Below are 26,736 nucleotides of genomic sequence, written 5' to 3'. Positions count from 1 at the left end.
CATCGGGGGGGCCCTTCGGGGTGCTGGCGATTGTCGCTGTGACCCAGTCCACCACGAAGGTGCCTCCCCTTCCATCGAAACTGTCAACCGGGCCCACCCCCATTTCGGCTCTCTTTGCGACAGAGCCGGCACCTGTACTACGAGGGGAGGACCAAGATCGAGAGCCAGGGGACCTCCGACCCGTTCTCCTCCGAGGGGTACCTCCGCAACGCCACCGGGCCGTTCGCCCAGACCTTCCGCAACCTCGTGCCCGACGTGGACAGCCTCGACACCCTCGACCCGGCCTTCCTCGAGCAAACCTGGGACGACGAGCTGCGCCGGGTCGCCGCCCACTTCCAGTTCACCGAGCGGCAGCAGGCCGACGCCCAAACCGTGCTCGACGAGGTCAAGGCCCAGGCCGAGGCCTGGTTCGCGGACCCGGAGACCGCCGCCGAGATCACGGATTACAAGGAGTCGCTGACCGCCCTCCGCGAGGGGGAGCGCACTCCCCCCGCCCTGGCCTTCGAGCGCGAACGCCTGCAAGAGGCCCGCATCGAGGTGGAGGCCGCCCGCAGGAAGCTGGTCGCCCCGATCGAGCAGTGGACCGCCGAGCTCCGCGCCCGCTGGGCCGCCCTGGCCGAGCCCGACCAGATCGAAACGGCCGGCGCGCTCGGGCCGCCCCCCTCGCCGCTCGACCGCATCGACGCGATCACCATGTACGGCCTGACCCTCTGCGGCCTGGCGCTGATGGCCGGCTTCCTGACCCCGCTGGCCGCGCTCGGCGGAGCCGGCTTCCTGTTCCTGTTCTACATCAGCAATCCCCCCTTCCCCGGCCTGCCGCCGAACCCCAAGGCCGAGGGAACGTACTTGTTCGTGAACAAGAACCTCATCGAGATGCTCGCCCTGCTCGTCCTGGCCACCACGCCGAACGGCCTCTGGTTCGGCGTCGATCGGCTGTTCTTCGGCTGGATCGGCCGCCGAGCGGCCAACCGGGCCGAGCTGGCCGAGGCCCGGACAAGCGCCTGAGCCATCCTGAACCGAAGCCCATCCGACCCCGATCCGTCCCGACGTGGGCCCGCCTCCACGCCGCGTCGAACCGAACCGACAGGAGCTGCCAGATCATGACCAACCATCTCACCGACGAGCAGCGCGCCATCGGTCGGGCCAATGCCTTCGCCGCGATCGGCGGGCTGGAGACCGGCCCGAGGGCGGGGTACCCGACCCGTCGCGACTTCCTGGTGGCCGCCGCCGCCGCCGGCCCGGCCCTGGGCGCCCTCTATTTCGGCTACAAGCCGCTGGGGGACAAGCCCGCCGTGAAGGCCGCGATCATCGGCACCGGCAACGAGGGTTGCGACGCCATGATCCGGCAGTCCAACCGTGACTACGTCAACTACATCGGCTACTGCGACGCCCGCCCCTACAACCAGCAACGCGCCCGCGACTACTTCGCCCGACAAGACCTGGGCCAGTACACCAAGGACGACATCGCCGCCCTGAAGAACTACGGCTCGATCAAGGAGGTCCTGGATGACCCCGAGGTCGAGATGGTCGTCATCGCCCTGCCGCTGTGGCTGCACGCCCCGGTGGCCATCGACGCGATGAAGGCCGGCAAGCACGTCTTCTGCGAGAAGCTGATGGGCCACAACATCGCCGAGTGCAAGGCGATGATCAAGGCCGCCCGAGAGAACAACCGCCTGCTGGCCATCGGCCACCAGCGGCACTACTCGGCCATCTACGACAACGCCAACGCCATCGTCCGCAGCGGCATGCTCGGCGACATCCGCCACATCCGCGCCAGCTGGCACCGCAACAACGGCCAGCTCCAGTTCGAGAAGGACAGCGACGGCCACATCAAGCGCGACGAGCACGGCAACCCCATCATCAAGCGCGACGAGCACGGCAACCCCCTCTACTTCGACTCCTGGAAGCCCCCCTTCCAGGACGGCGACGACCGGGTCGACCTCGACGCCATCGCCTACAAGGCCTCCGACGGCAAGGTCTACAAGTACCGCAACCACGACGAACTCGTCCGCTGGCGGCTCTACGACAAGACCGGCGCCGGCCTGATGGCCGAGCTGGGCAGCCACCAGCTCGACGCCTGCTCCATCTTCCTCGGCAAGCAGCACCCGCTGGCCGTCACCGGCTTCGGCGGCAGCTACTACTACGACGATGGTCGCGAGGTCGACGACCACGTCTTCGTCAACTTCGAGTTCCCCACCATCGGCGCCCAGCTCGACAGCAACGGCGTGCCCGTCGACAAAGACCGCGTGATCGTCTCCTACTCCTCCATCACCACCAACGCCTTCGAGGACTACGGCGAAGTGGTGATGGGGACCTACGGCACCCTCATGGTGTCGAAGGAGTACGACATCTACCTCTACAAGGAGTTCGACCGCAACCGCCCGCAGGCCAACTGGGCCGGCCGGTCGACCTCGATCACCGTCGAGAAGGGCTCCAACGCCATGGCCACCAGCCCGAGCCTGGCCGGCCCCTCGCAGGCCCAGTCGATCGGCGCCCTGGCCGCCGGCGACGGCGAGCTCCCCTCCCGCGGATACCGCGAGGAGCTCGAACACTTCGCCTACTGCATCCGCAACGGCGACTCCTCCAACTACCACGCCGACACCGAGCACCAGCCCCGCTGCCCCGGCCCCGTCGCCCTGGCCGACGCGGTCATCGCGCTGACCAGCAACCTCGCCATGCGGCACAAGACCCGCATCGAGTTCAAGCCCGAGTGGTTCGACCCCGACTCGCCCGCCGTCCCCGAGGCCGAGTACACCGGCCGGCTGGCCCGCGGCCGGGCCTGACCGGCGTGATCCGGCGTCGGCTCCCCCGCTGATTCCCCCCGACGGCCCGGCCCGGCGGCTCCCGCCCCGGCCGGGCCGTTCGCATTCCCCGGCGACCGCTCGGTTGCGGACCCGCCTCGCCGGCCGGTACGCTCGACCAGCCTCGGACGCCGGCCCGTCCCCGCGATGACCTCTCCCCGGCGCCCGTCCCCGCCCTGCCAGGAGACACTCCCATGCGGTCGAAGACGCTGCCGCTGGCCGTCGCCATCGCCTCGATCCTCCTCGTCGCGATCCGCCCGTCTCCGGCCCAACAGGACGCGCCGATCCCCCACGGCCAAGACCGCCCGCCCAACCCGGCCCGATCCCCCGAAGAGGCGGTCGCCGCCATGACCGTCCCCGACGGCTTCACCGTCGAGGTCGTCGCCGCCGAGCCGGACCTGGTCAACCCCGTCGCCATGACCTTCGACGAGAAGGGCCGCATCTGGGTCACCGAGTCGCTCGAATACCCCCGCCGCTCCCCAGGCCCCGGCCAAGACCGCGTGAAGGTGCTCGAAGACACCGACGGCGACGGCCGCGCCGACCAGTTCACGGTCTTCGCCGACGGACTGAACATCCCCTCCGGCGTCGCCGTCGGCCACGGCGGCGTCTGGGTCGCCAACTCCCCCGACATCCTCTTCTACCCCAACGCTGACGGCGACCTCTCCCCCGACGGCCCCCCCGAGGTCGTCGTCACCGGCTTCGGCCGCGCCGACACCCACGAACTGCCCAACTCCCTCACCTGGGGACCCGACGGCTGGCTCTACGGCTGGAACGGCGTCTTCAACCCCAGCCGAGTCGAGCAAGACGGCCGCGTCTACGAATTCACCTGCGCGATCTTCCGCATCCACCCGATCACCCGCCGCTTCGAGCTGTTCTGCGAGGGGACCTCGAACCCCTGGGGCATCGCCATCGATCCCGAGGGCTCCCTGTTCGCCTCCGCCTGCGTGATCGACCACCTCTGGCACCTCGTCGAAACCGGCTCCTACCACCGCCAGGGAGGGCCCTACCCGCCCTTCACCTGGAAGATCGAGTCCATCGTCGACCACGTCCACCAGAAGCGTGCGTACTGCGGCATCACCTACTTCGACAGCGCCGCCTACCCCCCCGAGTACCGCGACCGCCTCTACATGGGGAACATCCACGGCAATTGCATCAACGTGGATTCCCTCTCCCGGGACGGCGCCTCGTACCGGGGCCACGGCGAGCCCGACTTCCTCTCCGCCAACGACGCCTGGTTCATGCCCGTCGTCCAGAAGACCGGCCCCGACGGCTGCCTCTACGTCCTCGACTGGTACGATCGCTACCACTGCTACCAGGACGCCAACCGCGATCCCGCCGGCATCGACCGCCTCAAGGGCCGCCTCTATCGCGTCCGCTACCGGGAGACTCCCCGGCGCTGCGGCTTCGACCTGGGGAAGGCGTCCGACGACGCCCTCGTTGCGCTGCTCCGCAGCCCGAACGTCTACGATCGAGAGATTGCCCAACGCGTGCTGACCGAGCGCCTGATGGCCGGCGGCCACGACCCGCTCCGGGCCAGGCTCGAGGCGATCGTCGCTTCCGACGGCTTCGGCCGCAAGGCCCGGATGCACGCCCTCTGGGTTCTTGTCTCCTCCGGCCCGCTTGATCCCAAGTTCCACCTCGCCCTGCTCTCGGACGAGGACCCGACCATCCGCGCCTGGGGGGTCCGGGCCTCGGGGAACATGGGAGCGGTCGACGACTCGATCCGGACCCGGGTGATCGCACTGGCTCGCGACCCCTCCCCCGACGTCCGCCTCCAGGTCGCCATCGCCTCGCGCAAGGTCGCCGGGCTCGACGGCATGGCCACCCTGCTCGACGTGCTCGGCTCCTCCGGCCCCGATCCGGTGCTCCCGAAAGTCGTCTGGCGGAACCTGCACCCGATGCTCGACCGCCCCGAGGCCGTCTCCCGGCTCGGCGACCTGCTCCTCGCCGCCGACCGGCGGTGGTCCCCCGAGCTGGCCGCGATCCTGCCGAGAGTGCTCGATCGGGTCTCCGCCGTCGAGGGCCTCGCCGCCGCCGCCGTCGCCGACCTCGCCCGGATCGTCATCGAGCACGGCGAAGTCGACGACTCCTCGCGCCGGGCCGCCCTGGCCTCGATCGCCGACCAGGTCCGGGAGGGCCGGCTGGGGGGCGATCGCCTCCAGGCGATCCGCTCCGCCCTCGGCCCGATCGCCGGCCGCGTCCTGGCCGATGCCGATCATCCGCTCCGCCCCTCGTTCGCCCGCCTGGCCGCCCTCTGGGGGGACCCGGCGGCCCGGGCCGCCGTCCGAGAGCGGTTCGTCGACCCCTCGGCCGCCGAGGACGAGCGCCGCGCCTCGCTCGACGCCCTGATCGCCTCGGCCGGCCCCGACGCGATCGCCGCCATCTCCGCCGTGCTCGCCGACCCCGATGCCGGCTCGGCTCCCTTCCGGGGCGAGGTGCTCGCCGCCCTGGGACGCCTGGACTCCCCCCGAGTGGCCGAGGTCGTGCTGACGGTCTACGACCGCCTCGAACCGGAGACCAAGCCCCGAGCGATCGCCCTGCTGACCCAGCGCCCCTCCTGGAGCAAGGACCTGCTCGCGGCGATCGCCCGAGGCGAGGTCCCCGGCAACGCGCTGAACGTCACCCAGGTCCGCACCCTTCTGCAAAGCCCCGACGAGGAGCTCGCCGCCCTGGTCCGCAGCGCCTGGGGGACCGTGCGCGAGGGGAGAGACCCGGCCCGAGAGCAGGTCATCGACCGCCTCCGGGACTATCTGGACGACGCCCGGGGCAACCCGGTTGCCGGCCGCGCCGTGTTCGATCGCGTCTGCGCCCAGTGCCACCAAATCTACGGCGAGGGGCAGCAGGTGGGCCCCGACCTGACAGGCAACGGCCGCGGCTCGTATGAACAACTGCTCTCAAACCTCCTCGACCCCAACCTCGTCATCGGCGCCTCGTACCAGGGGACGATCGTCGCCACCGCCGACGGCCGCATCCTCACCGGCCTGCTCGAGGAGGACAGCGACGACCGCATCGTCCTGAGGCTCCAGGGGGGGGAGCGTGAGGTCATCCCCCGCGACCAGATCGAGGAGTCCCGCGTCAGCCCCGTCTCGCTGATGCCCGAGAACCTGGAGGAGCAGGTCACTCCCGCCGAGCTGGCCGACCTGATCGCCTTCCTCTGCCTCGACCGCCCCCCCGAGGATCCCCAGGCCCGCCCCATCGCCGGCACCCCCGCCGGACTGATCGGCCCGCGCCCGCGCGAAGGATCGAACGAATGACCGATCATAAATGGATCGACCTCCGCTCCGACACCGTCACGAGGCCCACTCCCGCGATGCGCCGGGCCATGGCGGAGGCGGAGGTCGGCGACGACGTCTACGGCGAGGACCCGACCGTCAACCGCCTGGAGCGCCGCGTCGCGGAGCTGCTCGGCACCGAGGCGGCGCTGTTCGTCCCCTCGGGAACGATGGCCAACCAGATCGCCATCGGCCTGCACGCCGGCCCGGGAGACGAGCTGATCTGCGACTCCCGGGCGCACGTTTACGTCTGGGAGGCGGGCGGGATCGCCCGCCACTGGGGCGTTCAGGCACGAACGATCAACCCGCACGGCGGCCTGATCGGCCTGGACCACCTCCGAGACAAGATCCAGCCCGACAACGAGCACTACGTCCGCACCCGGCTCGTCTGCCTGGAGAACACCCACAACCGAGCCGGAGGCCGGGTCCACCCGTTCGAGTCCGTGTGCGCGATCTCCGAGTGGGCCCGCGCGCACGGCCTGGCGCTGCACCTCGACGGCGCCCGGCTGATGAACGCCGTCGTCGCCTCGGGCGTGCCGGCCGCCGAATGGGCGTCTCGGTTCGACACCGTCTCGGTCTGCTTCAGCAAGGGGCTCGGCGCGCCGGTCGGCTCGGCGATCGCGGGCCCGGCGGAGCTGATCCGGCGGGCCCACCGCCTGCGCAAGGCGCTCGGCGGCGGGATGCGGCAGGCGGGCGTCATCGCCGCGGGGGCGCTCTTCGCGATCGAGCATCACATCGACCGACTGGCGGACGACCATGCCCATGCGCAAGTGATCGCCGACGCGGTCGAGCGGGCTCCCGGCCTGTCGCTCGAATCCGGGCCGGTCGAGACGAACCTCGTCTGGATCACCGTCGATCCCGAGGCCGGCACCGCCCGGCAGGTGGCCGACCGGCTCCGGGAGTCCGGCGTGCTTGTCAGCGCCCTCGGGCCGCAAACGCTCCGAGCCGTCACCCACCTGGACGTCTCCCGGGAGCAGTGCGAGCGGGCCGCCGAGGCCATCCTCCGCGTGGCCGAGGGCCTTGCGGCCCGGGCTGGCTGAGGGGCGCCCCGCATGGCGATCCCCCCCCTGCACCGCTGGGACCTCTCCCCCGACGAGGCTCGCTCACTTCAGCGCGAGCTGGCCGATCGGGTCGACACCGGCTCCCCGCTCGGCCCCTGCCGGCTGATCGCGGCGGCCGACGTCTCGTACACCAGGGGGGACGACCGCCTGTTCGCGGCAGTGGTCGTCATCGACGCCGAGACCTCCGAGCTGGTCGAGCGCGTCGGCCTGGTCGAACGCGCCCGCTACCCGTATGTCCCCGGCCTGCTCTCCTTCCGGGAGGCCCCTCCGGTGCTGGAGGCGTTCGGCCGCCTCAAGCACCGCCCCGACGTGCTCCTCTGCGACGGCCAGGGGATCGCCCACCCCCGGAGGCTGGGGATCGCCAGCCACGTCGGGCTGTGGCTGGATTTGCCGACGGTCGGCTGCGCCAAGTCCCTGCTCTGCGGCTCCTACGACGAGCCGGGGCCCGGGCGGGGAGACCGCTCCCCGCTGATCCACCGGGGGGAGGTGGTCGGCACGGTCCTCCGCACCCGGGACCGGATCTCGCCGGTGTTCGTCTCGCCAGGGCACCGCTGCGACGCCGAAGGGGCCGTCCGGATCGTGATGGAGACGACCGGGAACTACCGGCTCTGCACCCCGGTGCGGATGGCCCACGCCTTCGTGAACGAGCTGAGGAGGGGAGCCGGGGAGTGACGGCGGGGGAGACCGCTCTCCCGGCATTGCCCGATCCCGGCACTTCGAGTATCCTCCGCCCCGACAGGTTCCCCGGAGGGACCCGGGAGGAGACGAGGCTCGGATGGAACTCGGGCGTGCTCGATCGGTGATCGTGCTGGCCTCGGCCCTGGCGGCGGGGTGCAAGTCGGGCGTGCGCGACTTCGCGGCGCTGGACGACCCGGCCGCGTTCGTCCGCGCCCGGGCCGCCGGGCTGGACGACGAGGTGCCCGACGCCCAGGCGATCCCCGAGCTGATCGAGCACCTGGAGGATCCCGACGCCGTCGTCCGCCTCTCGGCGCACGAGTCGCTGCGGCGGCGGACCGGCCAGGACTTCGGCTACCTGCCCTACGTCTCGGCGGAGGACCGCGCGGCGGCCGTCGGCCGCTGGCGGGCCTGGTGGGAGGCGCAGACGATCTCCCCTTCGGGACAATGGCTTCGGCCTCAGGTCCCGCCGCAGACTCGGCCTCGGGGCTGAAGGACGAGGATCTCCGCCGCACCACCCCCATCGGCCAGGGAGGGCCGGCCCATGCCCGACCGCATCGCCGCCCCGATCGTCCCCCCGCCGGCGCGTCAAGTCCGGAGCGCCCCGATCGTCACGGTTCTGGCCTACGTCGGCGGCCTGGCGATGACGCCAATCCGGGCGGTCGGCGCGCTCCGGGATCGGCCGGCGGGGGTGCTGTCCCTGAAGTCGGCCGTGCTGGTGCAGCTCGACTGGCTGCTCGTGGCCGGGCTGCCGCTGGTGGGCCTGGTGCACGTGGGGATGGGCTCGTTCCTGTCGATGCAAGCATACTTTGGCGCGACGTTCGAGGCCGGCGTCGGGCCGGTGGTGGGCGTCGGCCTGGTGAGGAACGGGGCTCCCCTGCTGTCGGGCTTCATCCTCGCGGGGCTGATGGCCTGCCGGGCGACGACCGAGTTGCGGACCAGGCCGAGGCCGGAGATCGACGCCGATCCGGACTGGATCCCCGACCGGGACATCCGGCTCGGCCTGGCGGCCGACGAGCGGCCGGGCCCGTCCGACGCCCGGGCGATCCTGCCCCGGATCGTCGCCGCCATGCTGGCCGGCCCGGTGCTGGCGACCTGGGGAGCGGCGGTCGGCTCGGCCGTCGGCTTTCGGATCGCCAACGCGATCCTCGGCATCCCGATGGGCACGCTGTGGGACTCGTTCGCCGAGATGCTCTGGATGCGGGACGTGCTCGGCCTGTTGGCCAAGGGCCTGGCCTTCGGGGGGATCGCGGCGGCCGTCTCCTGTTTCGAGGGGACCCGTCAGGACGATTCCCCGGCCCACGTCGCGGCGCTGCGGGCGTGCTGCCTGGCGATGCTGCTGATCCTGGCCGTCAACCTGTCCTGGTTCCTGTTCGCCTACCTGGCGGGCCCCCCGTTCGGCCCGACCGTCCTGCCGACCTGACCCCGTCCCCCGATCCCGGAGGCAGCGCCCCCCATGAGCCGCTCGACGATCCGAGACGCCCGCGTCGGCCTGGTGCTGGTGGCCGCGGCGGCCGGCCTGATCGGCCTGGTCGTCGTGGCCGGCGGCGGGCCAGGCTACCTGCTGGCCGACCGCTCGCCGATCGACGTCTACTTCCGCGACGCCCAGGGGATCCGGGTCGGCCACCCCGTCCGGATCGCCGGCCTGGAGGCCGGTCGGGTTTCGGCGGTCGACATCGTCGAGCACGAGGGGGCCCTCCGAGCCCGTGTCCGGCTGTCGATCGCCAGCGACCTGGCGGGCCGGCTGAAGCAGGACGCCGTGATCGTGATCGCCGCCGGCCTGACCGGGCAATCCAGCGTGAACATCGCCTCGGTGGGCGAATCGGGAGTGGCCTGGGTGCCGGGGCAGCCGATCGAGGGGAAGGAAAGCTCGCTGTTCGACCCCCTGCTGGAGCAGGTCGGCCTCGGCCCGGTCGAGCGCGGGCACCTGAGCCACACCATCGGCCAGGTCCGCAAGACGATCGACGAGGTTTCCCCCCGGCTGCAGAAGACCCTGGCCGCCCTGCAGCAGGCGGCCGACGACGTGCAGCAGGCGACCGAGGTCGCCGGGCCGGCCGTGGCGGGAGCCTCGGGCCAGCTGGACGAGATGACCGCGCGGGTCCAGGGGCTGCTGGTCCACGCCGAGGAGCTGGTCACCACCCTCGAAGGCACGGTGGCCGAGAACCGGGACGAGATCAAGGAGGCGATCGCCAGCCTTCGCCAGGTCTCCGCCCGCACCGACACGCTGCTCCAGCAATACGGCCCGAAGGCCGGCGAGCTGGTCGAGCAGCTCGACCAGACCCGGATGCGGGCCGACCGGGTGCTCTACCAGGCGGATCTGTCCCTCGGGAACATCTCCGGGATTCTGGTGAACAACCGGGCGAACGTCGAGCGGACGATCGCCAACGTCCGGGACCTGACCGACGCCGGCCGGATGACGATCGAGAAGATCCGGGCCAACCCCCTGCTGCTGAGCCCGCTCTACAAGCCCGGCCGCGACGCCGAGCTGGCGCTGGCGAACTTCGACACGGCCAATGTGGTGCTCAAGGCCGCGGCCGAGTACAACGACGCCGTCAAGCAGCTCCAGGCGATGCGCGGCCAGATGCAGAGCCCGCAGCAGCAGGCGGCCGTCGACGCGATGCTTCAGCGGGCCTCGGCGATCAACGCGCAGATCGAGCCGCTGATGCGGGGGCTCGTCCAGGGAATCCAGGCCCAGCCGGAGCGCTCCCGGGGGGGCGGTCTGCTGCCCCGGGAGTGATCGGGACGTCGACGCCCGTACCGGTCCCGGGATTTTCGCGACTTCGGTTAAATCCCTCCCAGCTTCCGGCCGATCTAAGAGAACGACGAGATGAGTGTGGAGCCCCATCGGGGCCTTCGGCCATCGGCCCTCGCGTGACGGGCCGGCGGCCGAGACGGAACCATGGGTCGTTGAGGGGCGAGGCCGGGCCGGATCGGGAACCCAGGAGATCGGGACGATCCGCCGGGCCTCGGAGGTGCAAACGGAGACGCAATCATGGAAATCCACGGCGCCGGCGGTCCCCAGGGCCCGCAACCGATTTATCCCCGACTCGCCTCCTTCAGCGTCGAGGCCAGCGCGGCCTCCCCGGCGGCCGCGCCCCGGGATCAGGTCGAGATCAGCCAGCTCGGTCTGGTGCTCGACGGCATCCACCGGCTGCCGGAGATCCGCCACGAGAAGGTCGAGGCCATCCGCCAGCAGATCGCCTCGGGGACGTACGAAACCCCCGAGAAGCTGGAGCGGGCCCTCGACAACCTGCTCTCCGAACTCTCGGGCTTCTGATCCTCCCGCCTCGTCCCGAGGCCCGGCCGGGCCTCGGGATCCCGCCCCGACTCCGGGGCGGCCCGATCGCCTAGGAGCCCGGATCGCGCCTGGCCCCCGCCCGCCGGGGGTCCTATAATGGCCGATGGTCCCCGACGACCCCGAGAGTTGACGTCCCTTCTGCCGAGCCCGTGGTCGTCGTCGCCCCTCAGGATCGAGCATCGTGACTCCACCTCCCGAACTGGCCCCGCTCGAAGTGTCCGAGAGCCCCGTGGACAAGTTCCGGGAGTATCTCGAGATTCGGGGTGAGAAGCTGACCGAGCAGCGGCGGAAGCTGGTCGACCACATCTTCAACTCCCACAAGCACTTCGACGCCGACGAGCTGGTTTCCGACCTCCGCCATTCCGGCAGCCGGGTGAGCCGCTCGACGGTCTACCGCACGCTTCGCCTGATGGTCGACGCCGGCCTCTTGCGGGAGCTCCGGCTGACCAACCGGACGGCCTACGAGCACAATTACGGCTATCCCTCGCACGATCACATGCATTGTACCGGATGCGGCACGATCGTCGAGTTCCGCAACGACTCCATCCGCCGGATCCGGGAGGAGATCGGTGACCAGTTCGGCTTCCGGGCCGACAACCACCGGTTCATCATCACGGGGATGTGCCCGGAGTGCCTGAGGGCCCGCAGCCGGCGGCGGAAGCTCGACCAGATCTAGCGAGCCGCTCCCTCCTTCCGGCGCCGGAGCCGGTCGATCAGGGCGTCGACGCAATACCCGGCGAGGGTGTCGACCACCTCGTCGGCTCCGGCCTCGCGGAGGGCCTCCGCCGGCCGGGTGGAGGTGACGCCGACGGCGAGCATGCCGGCGGCCTTGGCGGCCTGGATGCCGATGGGGGCGTCCTCGAAGACGACGGCTCCGGCCGGGTCGACCCCGGCCTTCTCGGCCGCGAGCAGGAAGACCTCGGGATCCGGCTTGCTCCGGGAGATGTCCTCCAGCGCCGCAATCGCGGCGAAGCGGCCGTCGAGCCCGCAGGACTCGATCGTCAGCAGCAGGTTCGCCCTCGGCCCGCTGGTGCCGATCGCCAGGGCAACCCCCCGGGCGTGCAGGGCCTCGATCAGGTCGGCGACGCCGTCCATCAGCACGACCTTGCCGCGCGCGACGTCGCGGTAGCACTCCTCCTTCAGGTCGCCAAAGCGGACGATGTCGGCCTCGGTGATCGCATCCCCCATCAACCGGCGGAAGATCGCTGGGTTGGTCATGCCGAACGTCTCGAGGATGAACTCCTCGGTCAGCGGCAGGCCAGTTCGGCGGCCCAGCTCCAGCCAGGCGAGCTGGTGGAAGACGAGAGAGTCGACAAGCACGCCGTCGTGGTCGAAGATCGCAAGCAATGGGGGAGGCTCCGAGGGTTTGGGGAGGGGGAGCTCACGCAGAGAGGTAAGAGACGCAGAGAGACAGGAGAGGCAGAGAGGCAGAGAGGCAGAGAGGCAGAGACGCAGAGAGGCAGAGAGACAGGAGACGCAGAGAGACAGGAGACGCAGAGAGGCGAGGAGAAGCGAACGGAGGAGGACTCACAAGCCGGGAAGCTGAGAGCCTGGATCCCGTTCTGTTCTCTGCGGCTCTGCGGTTCTGCGGTTCTGCGGCTCGGCGGCTCGGCGGCTCGGCGGTTCTGCGGCTCTGCGGCTCTGCGGCTCTGCGGCTCTGCGGTTCTGCGGCTCGGCGGCTCGGCGAACGATCCCCTCCCCGTCATCATCGCGCGTGCTCCAGCAGCACGATCCGGCGCGGCCGGAGGGCGGCTCGGTCGAGCTCGACGCTCGGGCCGCCGACGCGATCGACGGGCCAGTCGGGGAGGGCATCGAAGAGGCGGTCCACCGGCTGGAGCTTCAGGTTGATCTTCGGGGTGAGGAAGTGCATCGGGATGATGACGGCCGGGTCGATGGCCTCGATCAGCCCGGGGATGAGCGGGAAGTCGATCGTGGGCGGGCCGCCGGCCGGGAGAAGCAGGACATCGGCGCCGCCGAGGCGGTCGAGTTCCTCGGGGCTGAGCGCGTGGCCGAGGTCGCCGAGGAAGACGACGTGCAGCTGCTCGGCCCGGAAGTGGACGATTGTCACCTCGTCGCCGGGGAGCTTCTCGGGAGTCTCGAAGACGGGGATGGCCTGGAAGCGGAGGCCGGCGGCCTCCTCCCCTTCGGGGGGGAACTCGGTGGCGAGCAGGACGCGGAAGGGAGGGACGAGTTCCGAGAGGCCGCTGTGGTACTTCGGGTTCTCGTGGCTGGCAACCACCACGTCGGCCGGCTCGGCGATCGGCTCGTAGGTGCCGGCGGCGGTCGAGGTGTAGGGGTCGAGGATGATCCGCTTGCCCTCGGCCTCGACGAGGAAGGCCGCGTGGCCGTACCAGGTGAATCGCATTGCTGGAACACTCTCGATCGATCGATCGCTCGCTCGGAAGCGGGGCCGGGCCTCCGGATGCCCTCCTCCCGTCGATCGTAGCCGCGACCGGCAGGCCGGGCCAGCCGTCTGCCGGGGGCCTCGGCTCGCCGCCCCCTCCAGGATCATCGCCGATGTCGGCCGATCCAGTGAGTCTCTCCCGAGGATTGCTCGCCGGGGAGCCCCAATGGTCGTGCCTCCTGGACGACCTCGGCCGGTCGCGTCGGGCCGGGATCGACGTGATCGCAGGCCGGAACGCCCGGGCACCGTGACCTCCGGAATCGGGCACAGGAGCCGGTTCGCAGGAGATCCGATCGGCTCGCCCCGGTGTCCGGGAACGGCCGGGGACTGGGACCGGCCGGGGTGATCGGAGAGAATGGGGCCGGAGGCCCCGGGATCGGTCCGGTCCCGGGAGCGATCGGGGGCGGCGGACCATCGGACGGACGGAGGACCCGATCATGGCGGACCCCTCTCCCCCCGGCCCGAACCGGCCGGAACTGCCCAGCCTGCCGATCGTCTCGCTCGAACCCTGGGAACAGCGGTCGAGGCTGGAGCGCTACGGCGGGTTCCATTACCTGGCGATCGGCGGCCTGGTGCTGCTGGTGGGCATGATCGGCTGGTTCGTCTGGGGAGTCTGGTCGCTCCGGGAGGTCTGGCGGGATGTTTACGTCCTCCACGACCCGTCTCGGCCGGCGGCCGACCGCATTCTCGCCGCCGACCGCCTCTCCCGGAACCCGGACGTGACCCAGCGGCAGCTCTATGACATCTCCCTCCGCCGCGACCTGCCCGACCCGGCCCGCTACCTCGTCGCCGAGGCACTGACCGCCGAGGCGACCAAGGACGACCCCCGGGCCTTCGCCCTGGCGGTGGCCCGGAGCGAGGGTTGGCCCGACTGGCTTCGGCTGCTCCACCTCCGTCCGCTCGCCTACGCGAGCGGGGAGGGAGGGGCGATCGAGCAGGAGCCGCTCCGGGAGCTGGCCCGGCACCCCGATCCGGTCATCCGGCTCTGGGCGACCTACACCCTCGCTCAGTCGTCCCGCTCCCACCGGGCCGAACGGGAGACGCTCCGGGCCCTCGCCCAGGACGGGCCGCATCCCGACCTGGCCGCCCTGCTGCTCCGGGCGCTGGAGGCGGAAGACGATCGGGGCCGGAACGCCGCCCTGGACGAGGCGACCTCCTGGATCCGGGAGCACCACCCCGGGGCGTCCTCGGTCTGGTCGGGCTGGGAGCAGGCCGGATCGGGAAACCGCCCGAGCTCCCCCGAGGAAGCCGCTCCCGGAACGTCGAGCGACGCCGAGGGCGCGTGACGGCTCGCCGACCGGAGCGGTCCGGAACGCGATCGGTGCGCTTCGGTGCGCTTCGGTGCGCTGGACGCAACCAACGGAACTCGTGACTGCACAAGGGAATGCGCAATCCAAATTGGCTTCGCTCCGCTCAAGACGCCCCGGGGTCGATCCGGAGGTCTTTCCCCAGGGGCAATCGGCATCGGGATCGCCGACCGGAGGCGGTCGCCGAGGCGGGGGCGGTGGGAGACGCGCGGTTGGCACGCTGAAGGGTTCCGACGCAACTTCGGATTTTCAAAGAGAATAAGCAACCGAAATGGGTTCGTTCCGTTGCCGGGGCTCCGGGCGGGCTTGCGGCGTTCGGGACGCGAACGATCTTCCCGAGTCGGAGGACGCGAGGCCGGGGCGGAACCCGATCGCCCCGGTCGGGGGGGATCGGGTCCTCGACAGGATGATCGCCGATCGGGGCGAGGGAGGTGAGGAACTCCTCGACCGGGGGAGATGGGAGGAGGGAGCCGGGCCGGTGTCTGGCCAGGATCACCCGGGGGCCGGAGGAGGGGGGCGGTGAGCCCCCGACCCCGGGGATCCTCGATCGGGGAGGGCCGGATCCCGGTGCCCCGGACTCCGAGGGCAAGCCCGCCCGCCCACCAGGCCAGGAGTCGGGCCGGACGCCGGGAGGAGGTCAGCGGAGGCGACGGCCGACGCGGAGGCCGGCGCCGGAGTCGAAGAGGGAATCGACCGCGGCGGCGGAGACGGCCGAGGCGGCCCGGGACGTCCTGGCGGGGGCTCGGAGGAGCTGGCCGCGGCGGAAGACGGCGATGAAGTTGTCGCCGGGGGAGCCGTCGGCGTTGCCGTCGAGGCGGAGGTTGCGGGCGCTGGTCAGGCCGCCGGGGGGGCGGCCGACGACGATCAGGCGGAAGGAGGCGTCGGCGGCGATCGGACGGGAGAGGAGCAGGGTGACGGCCATCGCGTCGGGGTCGTAGGAGGCCTCGGCGATCTGGATGAGGCCGCCGAGGCCCGTCTCGCCGAGGTTCAGGCGGTAGTTGGCCAGGGAGCGGACCCGGCGGGGGTCCATGTCCTCGCTGAAGCTGATCCGGATCGAGCCGATGGCGCCGGAGGGGTCGAGCAGGGGGTCGACGCCGATGACGACGGGGCCGCTGTCGCCGCCGATGACCAGGGTGTTGGTGACCCGGTTGCCCCGGATGGTGTTGGTCCGGTCGGGGGAGGAGGAGAGCCTTGTCAAGCCGGCTCCCCCGGTGATGAACAGGCCGACCGTGTTGCCGAACCGCTCGGGAGGATCGGTTTCGGTGGGGGTGCCGATGATGTTCCCCTTGATCACCGTGTCGGCCGCGGCGGGCCCGGAGAGGACCAGGCCGGTTCCGAGGTTCGCGGCGATGATGTTCCCCAGGCCGGGGGAGGCGCCGCCGACGGTGCCGGAGGGGGCGTCGTTGATGTAGATGCCGCCGTCGCCATTCGGGATCGGCCGGGAGGCGGAGCGGTCGACACCGATCCGGTTGCCGGCGATGACGTTGCCGGCGGCCAGGAGGTTGAAGACCTGGAGGCCAAGCCCGCCGTTGCCCGAGATCACGTTGCCGGCCTCGGCGGAGGGGCCGCCGATCGTGTTGGCCGGCGCGCCGACGATGAAGATGCCGCCGAGGGCATTCGGCAGCCGTTCCAGCCCGGCGGCGTCGGTGCCGACGAGGTTGCCCAGCACGAGGTTGCCCGAGGCGCCCTGGTTGGCGATCACCAGGCCGAGCTGGTTACCGGAGATCAGGTTCCCGGCCCCCGGCTCCAGGCCGCCGATCGTGTTGTTCGGCGAGCCGTCGAGGGTGATGCCGTGCTGGTTGCCGATCGAGACGGTGCCGTCCCGGTCGGTGCCGATCCGGTTGCCCAGGATGCGGTTGCCCGAGGCGGTGGGGCCGACGAGGTGGATCCCGGCGGCGTCGTGGCCGGAGATGAGGTTCGAGGCGCCGGGGTCGAAACCGCCGATGGTGTTCCCGGGCGCCCCGTCGAGAAAGATGCCCGTGCCGGCCGCCCGGGGAGAGCCGTCCCCCAGCGGCCCGGTGCCGATGAGGTTGCCGGCCACGAGGTTCCCCGAGGCGCCGGTGCCGGTGAGCTGCACATCAACCACGCCGTTGCCGGTGATCAGGTTGCCGGCGCCGGGGACAACGCCGCCGATCGTGTTGCCCGGGGCGTGCTCGATGTAGACGCCGACCAGCAGATTGCCCGCGGGGGGCTGGTCGATCCGCGCGCCGATGGCGTTGCCGGCGACGACGTTGCTGGAGGCGAGCCGGCCCAGCAGGTGGACGCCGGTCGAGGCGTTGGCGGAGATGACGTTGCCGGCGCCGGGCTCGGGACCTCCGATCGTGTTGCCTCGGGCGTTCTCGATCAGGATGCCGTCGGTGGCGTTGGGGACGGGGAGCCGGCCCGAGGCGTCGAGGCCGATGAGGTTGCCCAGCACGAGGTTGCCGGTGGCGGCGATCCCTTCGAGGAGCAGGCCAAGACCGTTGCCGGAGAGGACGTTGCCCTGCTCGGGAGCCGTGCCGCCGATGGTGTTGTCGGCGGATTCCCGGACGATCAGGCCGGCGAAGCCGTTGCCGGGCGTGCCGAGGGCGTCTCCGGCGCCGATCGTGTTGCCCACCACGAGGTTGGCCGAGGCGGTCGGGTTGAGGATCAGGCCGACGGTGTTGCCGCCGATGCGGTTGCCCCGGGCGACGTTGTGGGAGGCAGCCGTCTGGATCAGCAGGCCGACGCCATGGCCCGGGGCCAGGCCGACAGCGCCCAGGACGTTGCCGGCCACGAGGTTCCCCGAGGCCCCGGTGGCGATCAGGACGCCGGCGCCGGCGCTGGCCGAGACGACGTTGCCGGCGCCGGGGGAGTCGCCGCCGACGGTGTTGTCCCGGGCGCCGGAGGCGATCACCACGCCGTTGCCGGTGCCGCCGAGGGAACTGGAGCGGCCCCCGGGGCGGGTGCCAACGGCGTTGCCCAGCACGAGGTTGCCCGAGGAGCCGGTGCCGAACAGGGCGATGCCGTCGCCGATGCCGCCGGCGATCACGTTGCCCAGCGCGGTCGAGAGGCCGCCGATCGTGTTGCCGGGAGACTCGCTGACGAGGATGCCGGCCAGGCCGTTGGCCAGGACGCCGGAGGAGCCGGCGGAAACGCCGACCTGGTTGCCGACGACGAGGTTGCCCGACGAGACGCCGGAGGTCGGGGAGTTGGCCGCCTGGAGATTCTGGCCGGGAACCGGGCCGAGCAGGACGAGCCCGGCGATCCGGTTGCCCGAGAGCAGGTTCCCCCTGCCGGGGTCGGGCCCGCCGACGGTGTTCCCCGAAGAACCCCGGCCGATGAGGATCCCGGCCCCCGAGTTCCCGAGCAGGCCCGAGCCGTCGGCCGTTGTGCCGACGGTGTTGCCGATGACCAGGGTTCCGGTCGTGCCCGAGCCGGAGAGGGAAAGGCCGTGCCCCTGGTTGCCGGAGAGGAGGTTGCCGGCGATCGTGTTGCCGGAGGAGTCGAGGACGGTGATGCCGTCCCGGCCGTTGCCCAGGCGGATCGTGCCCGAGGTGTCGACGCCGATCACGTTGCCGAGAATGCGGTTGTCGCCGCCTCCCACGAGCACGATGCCGCTGCCGCCGAAGCGGTTGATGGCCAGGCCGGCGATCAGGGTGCCGCCGGCGAGCACGACGAGGCCATCGACGCCGGGGCCGGCGAGGGAGCCGTCCAGCTCGACCCGGTGGCCGGGCTGAGTCAGGCCGTCGATGATGACCGGGTCGGTGATGGGGGGGAGGGCCGACAGGGGCCGGATCGTCGGGATGCCGGCGCCGGGGATGGCGAAGGTGATCGTCTGGAGGCCGGGGAGCCGGTTGGTCTCGAGGATCGCCTGGCGGAGCGAGCCGGGCCCCTGATCCTCGGTGTTCACCACGACGACGGAGCCGGCCGAGACGACCACGGTGGTGGTCGAGGCGGAATCGTTGGCGGGCTCGGTGTCGGGCGTGTCGGAGGAGACGCTGGCGGTGTTGACCAGGGTGCCGGGGGCGGAGGCCGAGCCGGTGATCGTCACGGTGACGACCTCGCCGGGGGCGAGGTCGCCGACCGAGACGATGAGCTGGCCGCCGGAGGAGGAGGCGGAGCCCTTGCTAGAGGTCACTCCCGAGAGCTGGAATCCGGACGGGAGCAGGTCGCTGACGACCACTCCCGAGGCGGTGGCCTGGCCGGCGTTGGTCACGGTGACGGTGTAACCGATCGTCTCGCCGACGGCCGCCTCGGTCGGGGCCGACTTGGCGACAACCAGGTCGGTCGGCGGTCCGGTCGGGTTCGGGAGGCGGTCGAGGCCCCGAAGCCGGGAGAGGAACACGGCGGAGTCGAGGACCCCGTCGCCGGCGTCGGCGATGGTGAGCGTGAGCGTGTGGACGGCCACATTCGGATTGAGGGCGGCCTCGGTCACCAGCAGCGGGGTGAGGCCGTCGTACTGGGTCTGGAAGGCGAAGTTGACGGGGGTTGTGCCGGCGGTGTTCGGGTCGGTGGTGTTGCCGGAGTTGTTGAGCAGGAAGAAGTTGTTGTCGACCGTGAGCGGGCGGCCGAGGCGATCGGTGCTGATCTGCACGCCGTCGAGGAAGGCGGCGAAGGTGTCGTTCACGCCGCGGTTGACGTACTCGAAAAACTCCTCGGAGGCGAAGACCAGCTGGAACTGGACGGAGAGGATGCCGGGGTCGGCGGTGAACCGAATGGTCAGCGAGTTGGCGTCGTGGGTATCGAGGGAGATCAGGTCGGTGACGGCGGAATCGCCGGGACGGTTGAGGGAAGCGCCTCGGGTGGGGGAGGCGTTGGGCTCGCTGGCGAATCGAGAGGAGCCGCTGGTCAGGACGATGCCGGCGGGGATCGCGACCGAGGAGGTCCCGTCGGTGAGGGAGAAGCCGGAGGAATAGCCGGCCTGGCCGAAGCCGCCGAGGTAGGTGGAAGCGGGCAGGTCGATCGCCAGCCCGGTGCCGGGCACCGCCAGGGCACTGGCCAGGCGGGAGGCGGGCTCGAACTCGCCGACCGGGGAGATGCGGATCGGCCCCCGGGGCACCAGGGCGAGGCCCCCCGAGCCGAAGACCGGCGGGGCGCCGACGCCGGCCGGCGAGGCCTGGCCGGTGGCCAGGTCGATCGTGAAGAGGCGGAGCGGCGCGCCGTCGGCGGCGATCAGGGCGTAGCCGAAGGGATCGCCCGGCAGAAGGTCGAAGCCGAAAACGGTGTCGATCACGCGGAATCCGAGCGCGCCGACGGTCTGGAGCGTGCCCGACGGCCCGTCGAGGACGGCAAGGACGCCAGCCGAGGAGTCGATCACGAAGGCGGTCGACGAGCCCCCTCCCGGAGCGGAGGCGATGGCCAGGCCGTCGGCCCGAGGGGAGGCCGTGGCGTTGGGGTCGCCGGCCGCGTAGCGGAGCGTGCCGTCCTGGCGGTCGAGCGTGCCGTCGGGCCGGATCAGGAGGTTCTGGCCCGACTCGGAAACCACCCGGAGGCGGTCGGCCGCGGGGTCGAAGTCGATCCCGACGCGGCCGCCGGAGAGCGAGACGGGAATCGGGCCGGGGCCAACGGGAACGGCGTCTCCGGTGCGGATGTCGACCCGGAAGAGCCGGAGGGCGCCGATCGAGGAGTCTCGGGAGATGAGGTAGAGCTTCCCGTCCCGCGGCCGGATGTCTCCCCCGAGCACCTCGTCGATCGGGGCGTTGGTCGGGTCGGTCGAGTTCAGGAACGAGCTGGCGATCTCCTCGGAGGGCCGGAACGTCAGGATCGGCTGGATGGCGTTGGAGATGGCCAGGGCGTCGGGATCGGGGCGGTCGTCGTCGAGGAGGAAGACGGTCGTCGCCGCCGTCGAGGAGAGCGCGGTCCCCCCGGTCGGGCTGGATAGGGTCAGCTCGATCGTCTCGAACCCTTCGAGCAGGGCGTCGTTGGCGATCGGGATGAAGACGGAGGCGGCCCGCTGGCCGGAGGCGAAGGAGAGCGTGCCGGAGACGGGCTGGAAGTCGGCGCCCGGAGAGGCGGTGCCCCCCGTCACGGCGTAATTGACCGCAACGGCGCTGGCGAGCCTCCGGGTGCGGACCGCCGAGACGACAACCCCGCCGGTGACAACGTCTTCCTGGACCCGGTAGGTGTCGGACTCAAACCCGATCAGGCCGGGGAGTTCCAGCGGGGAGGAGAACTCGGACGTGTTCCCCGACGGGTCGGTCGCCGTGGCGGTGAGGACGTCTCCCGAAGAGGACACGTCGAAGGGGAAGGTCGCCGTGAAGGAGGCCAGACCGTTCGCGTCGGTGGTCGTGGAGACGACGCCGAGGAGGCGGTCCCCCTGCGCCCGGCCGTCGGCGCCGGTGGAGGCAAGGAAGATCTCAATATGATTGGGGAGATTCGGCAGGGAGGAAAGCGTGCCGTCGACCCGGACCTGGAGGCCGGCCGAGACGCCGGTCACGAACGCAACGGACGTGAGGACGGGGGCATTCTGGAGGGCATTCGGGCCGAGGTCGGCGTCGCCGGGGTCGTTCGGGGTGGGACCGTCGCCGCCGAGGTCGATCCCGAGGCCCACGTTCTGGAGAATGGCGTTACCGAGGATGGCATTGCCGGTGCTCGAGGCGCCGAGCACCTCGACCCCGGCGCCGCCGTTGCCCCGGATCGAGTTGCCGTCGGCCGACGAGACGCCGCCCACCGTGTTGCCCGACGCCCCCGCCCGGAGGGAGACGCCAGCGGAGAGGTTGGCTGGGCTCGTCGGCAAGAAGTCATACGCCGTCCCGATGCGGTTGCTCGCCAGCAGGTTGCCGATGGCCGACGCCCCGGTCACCACGACGCCGGCCCCCGAGTTCCCCGAGATGAGGTTGCCACCTGAGCCAAAGGCGCCGCCAACGGTGTTGCCCGGCGCGTTGTCGATGGTGATGCCGTGTTGGTTGGGCAGCGCGACGAATTCGTTGAGATCGAGGCCGATGGTGTTGCCGGAGATCAGGTGGCCGGAGGTGGTCGGGTCGGCGAGGGTGATGCCCGAGAGCGCGTTGCCCGAGATGACGTTCCTCGCGTCCCGGTTGGTGCCGCCGACGGTGGCGCCGGAGGCGCCGGATCGGATCCAGAGGCCGTGGGAGCCGTTGCCCAGGGCGGTCGAGCCCCCGGCATCGGTGCCGATCCGATTGCCCTGGACCAAGGAACGGACCGTCGCCAGGCCGGACAGCTCGATGCCGGCCTGACCGTTGCCCGAGATCACGTTGCCGGCCCCGGCGGCGATCCCGCCGATCGTCGCGTCGGGGGAGTCGACGACCCGGATGCCGTTCTGGCCGTTGCCGAGGCTGAGCGTTCCGGTCAGATCGGTGCCGACAAGGTTGCCGGCGACGAGCGTCGCGGACGAGCGGGCCCCCAGGACAATCCCATCGGAGAAGTTGGCGGAGATGACGTTGCGGTCGCCGGGATTGGTGCCGCCGATCGTGTTCGACGGGGCGTCGACGACGATCCCCCGCGCGTTGCCTCCCCGGGCGCCGTCCGGGGAGAGGCCGATGAGGTTGCCCGAGATGACATTGCCCGAGGCCGCCGATCCCACGACATCGATGCCGGTGCTGAACCCGTTGAGCGCCAGGCCGGAGATCGTGTTGCCGGCGCTCCTCAGGGCGAGGCCCGGGGCGGTCCCATTGGTGCCGACCACCTCGATGAGCACGACCGCGTTGGAACCGGTGGCCAAGGTGTTGCGGCTGGCCCCCGGCTGCGCCGAGTAACCGTCGATCACGACGGGGTCGGTGATCGCCGGCAACGGGCCGTTATTCGGGTCGAGCTGGATGCGGTAAGGCCCGTTGGGCGGATCGGTGATGGTGAAGAGGATGGTGTCGAGGCCAGGGTCGCCGGCCGGGAGGTCGGCGTTGGGGGACGAGTTGGTGACGGCGGCGATCAGGGCCTCTCGGAGGGTGACGCGGCCGTCCTGCTGGACCGCATCGAGCGCGGAATCCACGACAAACGTCTGGGCCAGCAGCACACGAGGTTCGAGCGCCTCTAGCGGAGGGGCCTGGACCCGTCGTGAGGGGCCGGTTTTCGCATGCCGCCCCGAGCGTCCCCTGCGTCTCATCCCCATAACCAGAACTCCGGCGGTCAAACGCCAGCCCGAGAAGATTGCTGCCCGATGGCCTTCGATCCGCCGGCTTGGCTCCCTGCCGTGGAAGGCCGCGAAACGAGGGGGTCTAGGACGAATCTAGGGGTGAGTCTACCACCAATTCAAGGGAGATCGGACGAATGGGGAGAAATCGGGACGTGCCGGGGTTCCGGATGGAACAAAGGGATCGACGTTCGAGCCTCGGGAGCGGCCGAGCAGACCGACCGGCTCGGAACCGGGAGGGGAGAAACGAAAACACCCGCCGAGAAGGCGGGTGAACGAGGGGTCGCGGCCGGGCGACGGAGTGAAAGCTCCCCGACTTGGACTCGAACCAAGAACCTAGCGGTTAACAGCCGCTCGCTCTACCGATTGAGCTATCGGGGAATCGCGATGACCAAACGATACCGAATCTCGGGCTCCGGATCAAGGGGCCCGGCGTGAGAACGGCCCGGGATCTCCGGCGTGGGCCTCGCGCCCACCCGCCCCCGACGATCGAGGGGACGGGCAGGGGCACGATGGCGACCCGGGGGGTCAGCTCGACAGGGAGCGTTCCTTCGAGCCGGACTTGTCGTGCTGCTCGACGGCCTTCTCCAGCAGGCCGACGATCAGGGCGTTCAGCGACGCCTTGTCTTCCTTCGCCCAGCTGGCCAGTTGTTCGTGCAGTGATGGAGGCATCCGAATCTGGAAATGGACGACGGTTTCAGGCATCGGGGTAGGGCCTCCTGAGACGAAAGGTGGAGGGGGCAGAACCGCAGCGCGGGCACCGGGGGGAATGATGAGGCCCGACCGGATACCGCGACAAGCCCGAATGGGAGGATGTGCTCTATTCTATCCTGCGATTTGCGGACTCGCCTAGTATCTTCTAACCTCGGATTCGCCGGACCGATCGGCCGAGGTGGAGCGGCCTTGCGTCCATGGTTGGCCGCATCGGGCGTCGGGAGCGGCGACCCGCCCCGGGGGCCGGACCCCGGGGCGGTGATCGCCTCCAGGTCGAGGACCAGGAGCTGTCATGTCGCAGCCCGACGAGCCAGGCCGATCGGATGTCGCTCCCCCGGCGCCGGGCCCCTCCCCCGAGGAGGAGATCATCCGCCAGTTCGTCGAGCACTGGGGGATGATGGCCCGCTCCTGGGGCATCAACCCGACGATGGGGGAGCTGTTCGCCCTGCTCTACATCTCCGGATCGGACTGGACGGCCGACGCGTTGCGGCACCGGCTGAAGGTCTCTCGGGGAAACGTGAGCATGAACCTGCGCGAGCTGATCGCCTGGGGGGTCGTGCATAAGGTGCACCGCCAGGGAGAGCGTCGCGAATTCTTCCGGGCTGAGACCGATATTTGGACCCTCTTCCGACGGATCCTCACCGAGCGGAAGCGACGCGAGCTGGACCCGACGCTCGCCCTGCTCGACCGGGCCTGTACCCAGATCGCCGGGGACCCCGAGTTGGCGGGCCGATACCTCGACCGCGTGGGCTCGCTGCGGCGGTTCTTCGCGCTGATCAACGCGCTGGCCGCCCGGGTCGACGCGATGGCGCCGTCGGAACTGGAGGAGCTGGCGGCGCTGCTCGGGCCCCCCGAGCCCGGGACCGACGGGACGGGGTCGGGGGAGGGGGGGCGGACGGAGGGCTGAGGGCAGAGGACGGAGGACAGAGGACGGAGGACGGAGGACGGAGGGCAGAGGACGGAGGACGGAGGACGGAGGGCAGAGGACGGAGGGCAGAGGACGGAGGACGGAGGACGGAAGGCTGAGGGAGTGGGAACCAACCGGGTCGGCGCGTGGTGGGGAGAGGCAGGTTCCGACGGAATGGAGCCGCCTCGAACGAGACGAGCGTCGGGCCCCGACCGGGCGAGACGGATCGGAGGACGGACGGTTCCCGACTGCTCGCTCGTCCTGGACGGAAGGCGAGCGCGACTGACCTCGGGATGAGGGCGATCCGGGGCCGGATTGGACGGGGGTCCGGGCGGTCGGGCCGGCGGGCCGAGGCCCCTGGGGCCGCTTCCCGGCGCGATGACCGGGCCGGGGCGTGCAACCGCCGGGCCGAAGGCCCGCTCGGTGGCCGGGATCGGCCGAGGGTCGGGGGGAACTGGAAGCCGGGGGCCTCGGAGCATAGACTAGGTGCCATAATGGCTCGACGGTCGTCGTCGCCCGTCGGCGAGGCGATCGCAGTCCTTCACGCCTCCTCGGCGACCCCGCCCCCGGCCCTTCCCCGAGGGCGGACGCGTCGATGGGTCGAGGTCCGCGTCGGGAAGGAGCCCCGCAGGCCCGGCGGGACCGGACGATCGACCGTCGCCCTCCCGGCCGTCGAGGCCCGGAGCATCCGCAGCGGAACCCACGGAGCCGAGCCGAGATGAGTAGCGCGTCGGAGGACAAGTTTTTCCCGGGCCTCGAGGGCGTAATCTCCAACGAGACCGCCATCGCCGACATGCAGGGCACCCAGGGCCAGGGCGGCCTGGCCTTCCGGGGCTACGCGATCGAGGACCTGGCCGGCTCGGTCTCCTACGAGGAGACCGCCTTCCTGCTGCTCCACGGCGATCTGCCCACCGCCGCGCAGCTCGACGAGTTCAACGGCCGGCTCCGGGCGAGCCGGGCCATCCCCGGGGCGCTGATCGACCTGCTGAAGACCGTGCCCCGGTCGATCCACCCGATGGACACGCTGCGCACCGCCGTGAGCGTGCTGGCGCACTTCGACCCGGAGGTCACCGCGCCGGTCCAGGACCACGACGCCAACGTCCGCAAGGCCGAGCGGCTGGTCGCCCAGATGGCCACCGCGGTGGCCGCCGCCGCCCGGATCGCCCGGGGCCAGGAGCCGATCGCGCCCAAGGCCGAGCTGGGGCACGCGGCGAACTTCCTGTACATGCTCAACGGCACCGACCCGACCGGCGCCCAGGCCGAGGCGTTTGACCTGTCGCTGACGCTCTACGCCGAGCACGAGCTGAATGCCTCGACCTTCGCGGCTCGGGTGACGGCCTCAACGCTGTCGGACATCCATTCGGCGATCGTCTCGGCCGTGGGCACCCTGAAGGGCTCGCTGCACGGCGGGGCGAACGAGAAGTCGTGGGAGGTGTTGGAGCAGGTTGGCGACCCGGACCGGGCCGAGCAGTGGATCCAGGACGCCCTGGCCCGCAAGGAGCGGATCATGGGCTTCGGCCACCGTGTGTACAAGACCGGCGACCCCCGCGCCGTCATCCTCAAGGAGCACTGCCGACGGGTGGCCGCCGAGATCGGCGACGACCGTTGGGAGCGGATCGCCGAGCCGATCGAGCGCGAGATGACCCGGCAGAAGGGCCTGCCGCCGAATGTCGACTGGCCGAGCGCCCGGCTGTATCACTACCTGGGCATCGAGGTGCCGATCTATACCCCGATCTTCGCCATGGCCCGCGTGGCCGGCTGGTCGGCCCACGTCATCGAGCAGCTCGACCACAACCGCCTGATGCGGCCGAGGGCCAGGTACGTCGGGGCGCCGCACCGGCCGGTGAAGCCGATCGCGGAGCGAGGCTGACCACCGAACCGACCGATCGCTTCACGAATGACGAGAACGCCTGAACCCGGCGGCGGGAGGCCGGGGTTCGGGTGCCAGGGGTTCCGTCCGCGGAACCCGAGCCCTCGTCGGCCCCGACACGGGTTGTCTTCCACCCGAGGCACCCTCCGGAGGAGCACGCCGCCGATCCGACGATTGCGGCCGCCCCCCAGCCTCCCCGGGGGGCTCGGGTTCCGGCCGCGGAACCCGAGCGGTCGGGGCCCCGACACGGGTCGGGGCCCCGACACGGGGGAAGTCAACCCGGGGCTCCCACCGGGGAGGGGCGAGCCGCCGAATCGACGGGTGCGGAGGACCCCAGCCTCCCCGAGACTGGAATGAACCGCGATCCGAGGAGCCAGGAT

Annotated in this window: 17 protein-coding genes and 1 tRNA gene; 13 read left to right on the top strand and 5 right to left on the bottom strand. The window is 71.1% G+C overall.

Annotated elements, in window-relative coordinates; translation table 11 throughout:
• Positions 1 to 114: 114 nt before the first annotated feature.
• From TsocGM_RS15805 to TsocGM_RS15760, 10 genes are all read left to right on the top strand, one after another.
• The gene (locus TsocGM_RS15805; RefSeq protein ID WP_126726426.1) at positions 115 to 1,005 is read left to right on the top strand and encodes a DoxX family protein; all 891 of its coding nucleotides are present in this window, start codon (positions 115 to 117) and stop codon (positions 1,003 to 1,005) included.
• 95 nt (positions 1,006 to 1,100) lie between these two features.
• The gene (locus TsocGM_RS15800; RefSeq protein WP_126726425.1) at positions 1,101 to 2,783 is read left to right on the top strand and encodes a Gfo/Idh/MocA family protein; all 1,683 of its coding nucleotides are present in this window, start codon (positions 1,101 to 1,103) and stop codon (positions 2,781 to 2,783) included.
• Positions 2,784 to 2,995: 212 nt separating this feature from the next.
• Positions 2,996 to 6,055, top strand: a complete 3,060-nt coding sequence (locus tag TsocGM_RS15795; protein WP_126726424.1) for a PVC-type heme-binding CxxCH protein — start codon at positions 2,996 to 2,998, stop codon at positions 6,053 to 6,055.
• Positions 6,052 to 7,113 (top strand): low-specificity L-threonine aldolase, encoded by a 1,062-nt coding sequence (gene ltaE, locus TsocGM_RS15790; protein WP_126726423.1) that lies wholly within the window; start codon positions 6,052 to 6,054, stop codon positions 7,111 to 7,113. Before TsocGM_RS15795 ends, ltaE begins: the two co-directional genes overlap by 4 nt.
• A gap of 12 nt (positions 7,114 to 7,125) precedes the next feature.
• A complete protein-coding gene (locus TsocGM_RS15785; protein WP_126726422.1) occupies positions 7,126 to 7,806 on the top strand; it encodes an endonuclease V in 681 nt (226 codons plus the stop codon).
• 103 nt (positions 7,807 to 7,909) lie between these two features.
• The gene (locus TsocGM_RS15780) at positions 7,910 to 8,302 is read left to right on the top strand and encodes a HEAT repeat domain-containing protein (protein ID WP_126726421.1); all 393 of its coding nucleotides are present in this window, start codon (positions 7,910 to 7,912) and stop codon (positions 8,300 to 8,302) included.
• A gap of 51 nt (positions 8,303 to 8,353) precedes the next feature.
• Entirely contained in the window at positions 8,354 to 9,232 is an 879-nt protein-coding gene (locus tag TsocGM_RS15775) for an ABC transporter permease (RefSeq protein ID WP_126726420.1), read from the top strand.
• A gap of 33 nt (positions 9,233 to 9,265) precedes the next feature.
• Positions 9,266 to 10,546 carry an MlaD family protein gene (locus TsocGM_RS15770; protein ID WP_126726419.1) on the top strand — a complete coding sequence of 427 codons (1,281 nt, stop codon included), beginning with the start codon at positions 9,266 to 9,268 and terminating at the stop codon, positions 10,544 to 10,546.
• A gap of 255 nt (positions 10,547 to 10,801) precedes the next feature.
• Entirely contained in the window at positions 10,802 to 11,086 is a 285-nt protein-coding gene (locus TsocGM_RS15765; RefSeq protein WP_126726418.1) for a flagellar biosynthesis anti-sigma factor FlgM, read from the top strand.
• 202 nt (positions 11,087 to 11,288) lie between these two features.
• Entirely contained in the window at positions 11,289 to 11,783 is a 495-nt protein-coding gene (locus TsocGM_RS15760) for a Fur family transcriptional regulator (protein WP_126726417.1), read from the top strand.
• On the opposite strand, the gene TsocGM_RS15755 is transcribed toward TsocGM_RS15760, so the two are convergent.
• Positions 11,780 to 12,454 (bottom strand): HAD family hydrolase, encoded by a 675-nt coding sequence (locus TsocGM_RS15755; protein WP_233578949.1) that lies wholly within the window; start codon positions 12,452 to 12,454, stop codon positions 11,780 to 11,782. The genes TsocGM_RS15760 and TsocGM_RS15755 overlap by 4 nt on opposite strands.
• A gap of 358 nt (positions 12,455 to 12,812) precedes the next feature.
• Positions 12,813 to 13,472: an MBL fold metallo-hydrolase gene (locus TsocGM_RS15745; protein ID WP_126726415.1), complete on the bottom strand. Its 660-nt coding sequence runs from the start codon at positions 13,470 to 13,472 to the stop codon at positions 12,813 to 12,815.
• A 476-nt stretch (positions 13,473 to 13,948) separates the two neighbouring features.
• On the opposite strand from TsocGM_RS15745, the gene TsocGM_RS15740 reads away from it, so the two are divergent.
• On the top strand, positions 13,949 to 14,797 hold the full coding sequence (locus tag TsocGM_RS15740; protein ID WP_126726414.1) for a hypothetical protein: 849 nt from the start codon (positions 13,949 to 13,951) through the stop codon (positions 14,795 to 14,797).
• A gap of 658 nt (positions 14,798 to 15,455) precedes the next feature.
• Here TsocGM_RS15740 and TsocGM_RS27670 read toward each other — a convergent pair.
• The 3 genes from TsocGM_RS27670 to TsocGM_RS15725 form a co-directional block, all read right to left on the bottom strand.
• Positions 15,456 to 22,748, bottom strand: coding sequence for a DUF4394 domain-containing protein (locus TsocGM_RS27670; protein WP_126726413.1), 7,293 nt, complete (start codon positions 22,746 to 22,748; stop codon positions 15,456 to 15,458).
• A 425-nt stretch (positions 22,749 to 23,173) separates the two neighbouring features.
• Positions 23,174 to 23,246: transfer RNA gene (locus TsocGM_RS15730), tRNA-Asn, on the bottom strand.
• 147 nt (positions 23,247 to 23,393) lie between these two features.
• Complete coding sequence (locus TsocGM_RS15725) at positions 23,394 to 23,570, bottom strand: toxin-antitoxin system HicB family antitoxin (protein WP_126726412.1); 177 nt, start codon at positions 23,568 to 23,570, stop codon at positions 23,394 to 23,396.
• A gap of 301 nt (positions 23,571 to 23,871) precedes the next feature.
• Between TsocGM_RS15725 and TsocGM_RS15720 the strand changes: the two genes are divergently transcribed.
• Both TsocGM_RS15720 and TsocGM_RS15715 read left to right on the top strand, forming a co-directional pair.
• Positions 23,872 to 24,486, top strand: coding sequence for a GbsR/MarR family transcriptional regulator (locus tag TsocGM_RS15720; protein WP_199756804.1), 615 nt, complete (start codon positions 23,872 to 23,874; stop codon positions 24,484 to 24,486).
• Positions 24,487 to 25,204: 718 nt separating this feature from the next.
• Entirely contained in the window at positions 25,205 to 26,356 is a 1,152-nt protein-coding gene (locus TsocGM_RS15715) for a citrate/2-methylcitrate synthase (protein WP_126726411.1), read from the top strand.
• The last annotated feature ends 380 nt before the right edge of the window (positions 26,357 to 26,736 follow it).

It is taken from the genome of Tautonia sociabilis, assembly GCF_003977685.1.
GTDB lineage: Bacteria > Planctomycetota > Planctomycetia > Isosphaerales > Isosphaeraceae > Tautonia > Tautonia sociabilis.
Note: the sequence above shows the minus strand (reverse complement) of the source record. Positions and strands in the feature narration are given on the sequence as shown.

Coding starts and splice junctions, on each gene's coding strand:
- TsocGM_RS15775 (WP_126726420.1), top strand. CDS start 8,354: ATGCCCGACCGCATCGCCGCCCCGATCGTCCCCCCGCCGGCGCGTCAA.
- TsocGM_RS15720 (WP_199756804.1), top strand. CDS start 23,872: ATGTCGCAGCCCGACGAGCCAGGCCGATCGGATGTCGCTCCCCCGGCG.
- TsocGM_RS15795 (WP_126726424.1), top strand. CDS start 2,996: ATGCGGTCGAAGACGCTGCCGCTGGCCGTCGCCATCGCCTCGATCCTC.
- TsocGM_RS15725 (WP_126726412.1), bottom strand. CDS start 23,570: ATGCCTGAAACCGTCGTCCATTTCCAGATTCGGATGCCTCCATCACTG.
- TsocGM_RS15770 (WP_126726419.1), top strand. CDS start 9,266: ATGAGCCGCTCGACGATCCGAGACGCCCGCGTCGGCCTGGTGCTGGTG.
- TsocGM_RS15765 (WP_126726418.1), top strand. CDS start 10,802: ATGGAAATCCACGGCGCCGGCGGTCCCCAGGGCCCGCAACCGATTTAT.
- ltaE (WP_126726423.1), top strand. CDS start 6,052: ATGACCGATCATAAATGGATCGACCTCCGCTCCGACACCGTCACGAGG.
- TsocGM_RS15785 (WP_126726422.1), top strand. CDS start 7,126: ATGGCGATCCCCCCCCTGCACCGCTGGGACCTCTCCCCCGACGAGGCT.
- TsocGM_RS15780 (WP_126726421.1), top strand. CDS start 7,910: ATGGAACTCGGGCGTGCTCGATCGGTGATCGTGCTGGCCTCGGCCCTG.
- TsocGM_RS15745 (WP_126726415.1), bottom strand. CDS start 13,472: ATGCGATTCACCTGGTACGGCCACGCGGCCTTCCTCGTCGAGGCCGAG.
- TsocGM_RS15800 (WP_126726425.1), top strand. CDS start 1,101: ATGACCAACCATCTCACCGACGAGCAGCGCGCCATCGGTCGGGCCAAT.
- TsocGM_RS15740 (WP_126726414.1), top strand. CDS start 13,949: ATGGCGGACCCCTCTCCCCCCGGCCCGAACCGGCCGGAACTGCCCAGC.
- TsocGM_RS15715 (WP_126726411.1), top strand. CDS start 25,205: ATGAGTAGCGCGTCGGAGGACAAGTTTTTCCCGGGCCTCGAGGGCGTA.